Here is a 7,004-nt window from a genome sequence, read left to right on the forward strand (position 1 = left end):
GGCGTGCGGTCCGAGCCGCGCACCGCCCGGCTCGGGCACGTGCGGGCCGTCGGGGCCGGGCCTGCGGACGCCGTCGTCCTGGGCCCAGTCGAGGTCGAGGTCGGGCAGCACGACGGGCAGCAGCACCTGCAGGCCGCGGGCGTGCAGGGCGGCCACGAGGCCGGCGGTCGGCGGCTCGCGGCCGACGGCGGCGTACGTCGCGACCGTCGTGGCGGTCGCCGGCAGCAGCGCGAGCACCCGCTCGGCCAGCAGCGCACCGAGCGGCGCGCTGCCGGGCGCGTCGGCGAGCGGGGCGCTGCGACGACGGGCGGCCCGGGCGGTGGCGCGCAGCGCGGCCTTGCCGACGTCCGGCTCGCGCACACTTCCTCCACAGGCCTGCCCTGGTTCCGCCCGATCGGTCCGTGACGCTCGGGTGTCGCGCGTGTCACGATGCCACGGGCACCGGCGACCGGTCCGGGCCCGTGGCGGACAGGAGAGGGCCTTGAGGTCGGTTCGCAGCCGGGTGGCCGTCGTCCTGGGCCTCATCGTGCTGGTCCCTGCCGTCGTCGCCGTGGTCGCGATCGGCGTGCTCGGGCCGCTGCGCCAGGCGCGCGAGACGCAGGGCCAGATGGTGCAGCTGTCGCGCTTCGTCGCCAGCAGCCTCACCCAGCAGTGCCGCTCGCTCGGCGAGACCACCCGCTACCTGGCGCTGCGCGCGTCGTCGGGCACCGACCTGCAGACCGCGGCGGAGACCGCTGCCCGCCGCCAGCCGGACGCGTTCGCCGCCGTCGTCCGCGGCGGCCAGGTCGTCGCCCGGGCCGGCGCCGTGCCCGACGTCGCGCCCGACGCGCTCGTCGCCGAGGCCACCTCGTGCAGCCTCCGCACCGGCACCGGCACCGCCCGGGGCGACGTGACCGGGCCGGCGCTGGTGGCCGAGCGCACCGAGGTCACCCCGGACGCCGGGCCGCGGTTCTCCGTCGTCGTCGGCCGCGAGATCAACCAGACGGTGCTGAACCGGCTGGCCGGCACCACCGGCCGCGAGCGCACGCCGCAGGTCGCGCTGGCCTGCCCCGGCGGCACCGGCGCCAGCTCGGCCGACCCCGCCACCTCGCAGGTGCTGCGCGGGCTGGCCGCCGCGGGCGGGGGGAGGGAGCGGGTCGACGGCTGGATGGTGTCGACGCAGCCGCCGGCGCCCACCGCGGGCCTGGCCTGCGCGGTGGTCGCCGCGCAGCAGGTGCGCACGACGAGCACCACCCTGCTGCTCGTGCTGGTGCCGCTGCTGCTGGTGCTCGCCCTCGGCGCCTGGCTGGTGCTGCGGCTGGCGTCGTCGCTCACCCGGCCGGTGCTGGGGCTGACCGAGGCGGCGGAGCGGGTGGCCCGCGGCGACCTCAGCACCCGGCTGCCGAGTCAGGGGCGCGACGAGCTGGCCCGGCTGTCCGGGGCGTTCAACGTGATGACCGACGAGCTGCAGGTCAAGATCGGCGAGCTGGAGCGCAGCCGCGACCTGCTGCGCGAGAACGTCTCCCGGCTGGGCGACACGCTGCAGCGCACTCACGACCTCGACGGCCTGCTGTCGACGGTGCTGCAGGCGGCGATGTCGGCGACCGACGCGCAGCGGGCGACGGCGTGGCTGGTCGAGGGCGAGTCGATCGTGGCCCGCGTGTCGGTGCCGTCCGCCGCGCCGCGGTCGCAGGTTCGGCGGTTGTCGCTGGGCAGCGGCCTGGCCGGGCAGGTGGCCGCCGACGGGCTGGCCCGGCGGCTGGGGCACGGTCACGGCGACGACACGACGGCGCTCGGCGGTGCGGCCCTCGCGGCCCCGCTGCGGCGCGGGCACGGTGTGCTCGGCGTCATCGTGGTCGAGCGCGAGACGAGCCGGCCCGACTTCGGCACCGACGACGAGCAGATGCTGACGTCGCTCGCCGGGCCGGCCGGCATCGCGGTCGACAACGTGCTGCTGCACCGCGAGGCGCAGCGGCTGTCGGTCACCGACCCGCTCACCGGCGCCGGCAACCTGCGGCACATGACGACGACGCTGGCCCGCGAGGTCGAGCGCTCCACCCGGTTCGACCGGCCGCTGTCGGTGCTGCTGCTCGACCTCGATCACTTCAAGAACGTCAACGACACGTACGGGCACACCGTCGGCGACGCCGTCCTGCGCGAGCTCGCCCGGCGGCTGGCCAGCGTGGTGCGCGAGGTCGACACGGTGGCCCGCTACGGCGGCGAGGAGTTCGTGGTCGTCACGCCGGAGACCGACACGCTGGGCGCCGAGCACCTGGCCGAGCGGATCTGCGAGACGGTGCGCGAGGAGCCCTTCGTCGTCGGCGACGACGTGGTGGTCGTGACCGTGTCGGTCGGCGTCGCGTCGCTGCCGATCCACGGCACGGCGAGCGGCGACCTGGTGCGCGCCGCCGACGAGGGGTTGTACGCCGCCAAGCGCGCCGGCCGCGACCAGTGGCAGGTCGCACCTGGTGGCGAGGTGCGGGTCGACCGATAGCCTGCGGGCCATGAGCGACCTCACGAAGGCCGTGATCCCTGCAGCTGGTCTGGGCACGCGGTTCCTGCCCGCCACGAAGGCGATCCCGAAGGAGATGCTGCCCGTCGTCGACCGGCCGGCCATCCAGTACGTCGTGGAGGAGGCCGTCGCGGCCGGCCTCGACGACGTGCTCATGGTGACCGGGCGCAACAAGGGCGCCCTCGAGGACCACTTCGACCGGCAGTGGGAGCTCGAGCAGGCGCTCGAGGCCAAGGGCGACACCCACCGCCTCGAGCGGGTGCGGCACTCCGCCGTCCTCGCCAACGTGCACTACGTGCGGCAGGGCGACCCCCGGGGCCTCGGCCACGCGGTGCTCTGCGCCGAGCAGCACGTCGGCGACGAGCCGTTCGCGGTGCTGCTGGGCGACGACCTCATCGACGCCCGCGACACCCTGCTGCAGCAGATGATCGCCGTGCAGCGCGAGCGCGGCGGCAGCGTCGTGGCGCTCATGGAGGTGCCGCCCGAGCAGACGAACATGTACGGCTGCGCGGCGATCGACGAGTCCGGCAGCGAGGGCGACGTCGTCAAGGTGACCGGGCTGGTCGAGAAGCCCGAGCCGGCCGACGCCCCCAGCAACCTGGCGATCATCGGCCGATACGTGCTCGACCCGTCGGTGTTCGCGGTGCTGCACGACACCCCGCCCGGTCGCGGCAACGAGATCCAGCTGACCGACGCGCTCATGACGCTGGCCGGGCGCCCCGTCGAGCAGGGCGGCACCGTGTGGGGCGTGGTGTTCCGCGGCCGCCGCTACGACACCGGCGACCGGCTCGACTACCTGAAGGCCGTCGTCCGCCTCGGCCAGGAGCACGAGGAGTTCGGCGCCGACTTCGCCGCGTGGCTGAAGGAGCACGTCGGGTCGTGATCTCCGTCGAGGAGCACCTGGCCCGGTGCCTCGACCGGGTGCGCCCGCTCGAGCCGATCGAGCTGGGGCTGCTCGAGGCGCAGGGCTGCGTGCTGGCCGAGGACGTCGCCAGCCCGGTCGACCTGCCGGGCTTCGACAACTCCGGCATGGACGGCTACGCGGTGCACGTCGCCGACGTCGCGGGCGCGGCCGAGGCCCCGGTGCGGCTGCCGGTCGGCGGTGACGTGCCGGCCGGCGTGACCCGGCAGAGCACGCTGCCGCGCGGTCAGGCGGTGCGCATCATGACCGGGGCGCCGGTGCCCGAGGGCGCCGAGGCCGTCGTGCCGGTCGAGGCGACGGACGGCGGGGTGCGCGAGGTCGAGGTGCGCTCGCCGACCACACCCGGCGCGCACGTGCGGCGGGCCGGCATCGACGTCCGCCGCGGCGAGGTCGTGCTCACCCGCGGCACGGTGCTCGGGCCGGCGCAGCTGGCGCTCGCCGCCGCGGTCGGCCGGGCCCGGCTCGTGGTGCACCCGCCGCCGCGCGTGGTGGTGCTGTCGACCGGCAGCGAGCTGGTCGACCCCGGCACCGTGCCCGGCTTCGGCCAGGTCGTCGACAGCAACGGCGTCATGCTCACCGCGGCCTGCATCGACGCGGGCGCGCGGCCGTACCGCGTCGGGGTGGTGGCCGACGACGCCTCGACGTTCCTGCGGGTGCTGCACGACCAGCTCGTGCGGGCCGACCTCGTCGTGACCACCGGCGGGGTCAGCGCCGGCGCCTACGACACGGTCAAGGAGGTGCTGCGCGAGCTCGGCACCGTGTGGTTCGGGCAGGTCGCGATGCAGCCCGGCAAGCCGCAGGGCTTCGGCACCGTCGGCCCCGACGAGACGCCGATCTTCACGCTGCCCGGCAACCCGGTGAGCTCGTTCGTGTCGTTCGAGGTGTTCGTGCGGCCCGCGATCCGCAAGCTGGCCGGGCACACCGGGCTGTTCCGCCGCTCCGAGAAGGCCCGCGCGCTCGACGCCTTCAGCTCCCCGGCCGGCAGGCTGCAGCTGGCCCGCGGTGAGCTCGGCACCGACGCCGACGGCCACCGCGTCGTCCGGCTGGTCGGCACCGGACAGGGCTCGCACGTGCTGGGCGGGCTGGCCCGGGCCGGCGCGCTCGTCGTGGTGCCCGAGGACGTCACGCGGGTCGAGCCCGGCGACGAGCTGCGCTGCCTGGTGGTGGGACGCCGGTGAGCGAGCAGGTGCAGCCGGGCCTGACCCACGTCGACGCCCGCGGGCAGGCGCGGATGGTCGACGTGTCCGCCAAGGACGTCACGGTGCGGTCGGCCACCGCCCGCGGCCGGGTGCTGCTGTCGTCGGTCGCGGTGGCCGCGCTGCGATCGGGCGAGGTGCCGAAGGGCGACGCGCTCGCCGTCGCGCGCATCGCCGGGCTGCAGGCTGCGAAGCGCACCCCCGACCTCGTGCCGCTGGCCCACCCGGTGGCCGTGCACGGCGTCGTCGTCGAGCTCGTGGTGGCGGACGACGGGGTCGACGTCGAGGCCACCGTGCGCACCGCCGACCGCACCGGCGTCGAGATGGAGGCGCTCACCTGCGTCAGCGTCGCGGCGCTCGCCCTGGTCGACATGATCAAGGCGGTCGACCGCACCGCCCGCATCACCGACGTCCGCGTCACCGCCAAGAGCGGCGGGCGCTCCGGCGACTGGACGGCGCCGTGAGGGCCACCGTCGTCACCGCCTCCGACCGCGCGGCCGCCGGCACGTACGCCGACCGCGCCGGCCCGGTGCTCGTGGAGGGGCTGCGGCAGCTGGGGTTCGACGTCGGCGACGCCGTCGTCGTGCCGGACGGCGACCCGGTGGCCGACGCGATCACCGCCGCGGTGGCCGACGGCGTCGACGTCGTGCTCACGACCGGCGGCACCGGGATCGGCCCCGCCGACCGCACCCCCGAGGTCACCCGGCCGCTGCTCACCCGCGAGCTGCCCGGCGTCGCCGAGGCACTGCGAGCCGACGGCGTGCGGCGCGGCGTGCCCACCGCGGTGCTGTCGCGCGGGCTGGCCGGCGTGGCGGGCGCCCGCACCCTCGTGGTGAACCTGCCCGGCTCGGTGGGCGGGTGCCGCGACGCGCTCGAGGTGCTCGGGCCGGTGCTCGGGCACGCCGTCAGCCAGCTGCACGGTGGCGACCACGGCGGCGACCACGGACCCACCGGTGGGTGAGAGCTGGCCGGTGACGCTGCGGCACGGCGACGTCGCGCTGCAGCCGCTGCGCCGGCGCGACGCCCGCTCGTGGCGACAGCTGCGCGCCGAGAGCCACGAGTGGCTCGCGCCGTGGGAGGCCACCCCGCCGGACGCCCACGCCCCCGTGCTGCGGTTCCCCCAGCTCGTGCGGGCCATGCAGCGCGAGGCCCGCGCCGGCCGGGCGCTGCCGTTCACCGTGACGCAGCGCGGGCGGATGGTCGGCCAGCTCACCGTGGCGGGCATCGGCTGGGGGTCGCTGCGCTCGGGGCACATCGGCTACTGGATCGGCCACGAGTTCGCCGGCCGCGGCATCACCCCGCTCGCCGTCGCCCTCGCCACCGACCACTGCCTGCGGGTCGTGGGCCTGCACCGCGTCGAGATCAACATCCGCCCCGAGAACGCCCCGAGCCTGCGGGTGGTCGAGAAGCTCGGCTTCCGCGACGAGGGCCTGCGCGAGCGGTACCTGCACATCGACGGCGCCTGGCGCGACCACCGCACCTTCGCCCTGACCGCCGAGGAGCTCGGCCCCGGCGGCCTCCTCGCCGTCGCCACCCGCCACCTCCGCTGACCCCTTTCCGCGCGTCAGCCCGCTTTCCGCACGTCAACCCGCTGCGCGGGGCCTCTGCAGCGGGCTGACGCGCGGAGGCCCCCCGACACCGGTCCGCCGCCCAGGCCGGTTCTCGCCGTCCAGACCGGTTCTCGCACGCGCAGAGCCGCCTGGACGGCGGATGCCTCGCGCCGCAGATCACACGAGTCACAGCAGCCTCGTCCGCGACACACCGGGTGACCTGCGGGTCGGCTCGTGCGGCGCCCCATACGGTCAGTGACCGTGGACCCCAGCAGCCTCATCTTCGTCGCCATCGTGGCGATCTGGGCCGCCTACCTGCTCGGGCACTGGGTCCGTCGGCGCGACCAGCTCGGCACGGCCCGCTCGATCGACCGCTTCAGCGACGCCATGCGCGTGCTCGAGCGCCGGACGCCGGTGCCGGTGGTGCCGCTCGACCGCGCCCGCCCCCGGTCGTACGTCGTCGCGCCGGCCCGCGTGCAGACCCCGGTGGTGACGGCGACGAGCACCGCCCCCGTCGCGCGCCCCGAACCGCAGCCGGTGAAGGTGACCGGTCGCGCCGAGCCCGCCCGCGCCACCGCGCCCCGGCCGGTGCGCCCGGCCCGTCCGGCACTCGCAGCCCCTCCCGTGCACGGTGCGGCGACGAAGCGCGCCGCAGCGCTGGTGCTGCTCGGCCTGCTCGTGCTGACCCCGGTCGCCTGGGTGGTCGTCGCCGTCGGCGCGCTGCCGTGGTGGCTCGCGGCCGTGCTCACCGTCGGACTCGTCGGCCAGGTGGCGCACCTGCGCCGCGCGGCGATGCGCCGTCGTGAGCTGGCCCGTCGCCGCGCGCGCCTCGAGCGCCGATCGGC

6 protein-coding genes and 2 pseudogenes are annotated in these 7,004 nt (G+C 76.4%); 7 read left to right on the forward strand and 1 reads right to left on the reverse strand.

Annotated features, from left to right (window positions below; all coding sequences use genetic code 11):
- Nucleotides 1–360, reverse strand: a pseudogene (locus ACYVI6_RS17530) (5-formyltetrahydrofolate cyclo-ligase); the annotation flags it as partial.
- Between the two features lie 142 nt (nt 361–502).
- Here ACYVI6_RS17530 and ACYVI6_RS17535 point away from each other — a divergent pair.
- The 7 genes and pseudogenes from ACYVI6_RS17535 to ACYVI6_RS17565 all read left to right on the forward strand — a co-directional run.
- Nucleotides 503–2,473 (forward strand): GGDEF domain-containing protein, encoded by a 1,971-nt coding sequence (locus tag ACYVI6_RS17535; RefSeq protein WP_460447600.1) that lies wholly within the window; start codon nt 503–505, stop codon nt 2,471–2,473.
- A 10-nt stretch (nt 2,474–2,483) separates the two neighbouring features.
- Nucleotides 2,484–3,374: a UTP--glucose-1-phosphate uridylyltransferase GalU gene (gene galU, locus ACYVI6_RS17540; protein WP_460447601.1), complete on the forward strand. Its 891-nt coding sequence runs from the start codon at nt 2,484–2,486 to the stop codon at nt 3,372–3,374.
- Nucleotides 3,371–4,591 carry a molybdotransferase-like divisome protein Glp gene (gene glp / locus ACYVI6_RS17545; protein ID WP_460447602.1) on the forward strand — a complete coding sequence of 407 codons (1,221 nt, stop codon included), beginning with the start codon at nt 3,371–3,373 and terminating at the stop codon, nt 4,589–4,591. The genes galU and glp overlap by 4 nt, the downstream gene beginning before the upstream one ends.
- A gap of 53 nt (nt 4,592–4,644) precedes the next feature.
- Entirely contained in the window at nt 4,645–5,073 is a 429-nt protein-coding gene (gene moaC, locus ACYVI6_RS17550; protein ID WP_460447604.1) for a cyclic pyranopterin monophosphate synthase MoaC, read from the forward strand.
- The gene (locus ACYVI6_RS17555) at nt 5,058–5,570 is read left to right on the forward strand and encodes a MogA/MoaB family molybdenum cofactor biosynthesis protein (RefSeq protein ID WP_460447605.1); all 513 of its coding nucleotides are present in this window, start codon (nt 5,058–5,060) and stop codon (nt 5,568–5,570) included. The genes moaC and ACYVI6_RS17555 overlap by 16 nt, the downstream gene beginning before the upstream one ends.
- Nucleotides 5,563–6,159, forward strand: a complete 597-nt coding sequence (locus ACYVI6_RS17560; protein ID WP_460447603.1) for a GNAT family N-acetyltransferase — start codon at nt 5,563–5,565, stop codon at nt 6,157–6,159. The genes ACYVI6_RS17555 and ACYVI6_RS17560 overlap by 8 nt, the downstream gene beginning before the upstream one ends.
- Nucleotides 6,160–6,420: 261 nt before the next feature.
- A pseudogene (locus ACYVI6_RS17565) lies at nt 6,421–7,004 on the forward strand (hypothetical protein); the annotation flags it as partial.

This window comes from Angustibacter aerolatus (assembly GCF_054776675.1).

Bases quoted from the DNA above. Each gene is read 5' to 3' on its own strand.
- galU (WP_460447601.1), top strand. From the start codon at position 2,484: ATGAGCGACCTCACGAAGGCCGTGATCCCTGCAGCTGGTCTGGGCACG.
- moaC (WP_460447604.1), top strand. From the start codon at position 4,645: ATGGTCGACGTGTCCGCCAAGGACGTCACGGTGCGGTCGGCCACCGCC.